Annotated in this window: 1 protein-coding gene; it reads left to right on the top strand. The window is 38.1% G+C overall.

Annotation, left to right across the window (positions count from 1 at the left end; all coding sequences use genetic code 11):
* Nucleotides 1-252 (top strand): restriction endonuclease fold toxin (locus RTW80_RS30130; protein ID WP_312721852.1); only part of this gene is annotated, 252 nt, incomplete at both ends.

Consider the following 252-nt stretch of genomic DNA (forward strand, 5'->3'; position numbering starts at 1 on the left):
GGTGGTATATCTCAAGAAATTGCCGGGCGTGAATATGATGTTGTTACTGACAAGATCATAGCGCAGGTCAAGAGGACTTATAGCTCTATAGATAATCCAAAAAACTTCTTAAGTAAGTCTACTCGGACACAAATTAAGAAGACAATTGAGCTGGCTGAAGAACAGGGGAAAGAGGCTCAGTTTTGGTTTAAATATGGAGTAAGCCCTAAAGTAAGAGAATATATAGAAAGCAAAGGTGGGAAAGTTATATTG

This window comes from Escherichia sp. AM3, assembly GCF_032029835.1.
Classification (GTDB): Bacteria; Pseudomonadota; Gammaproteobacteria; order Enterobacterales; family Enterobacteriaceae; genus Escherichia; species Escherichia coli.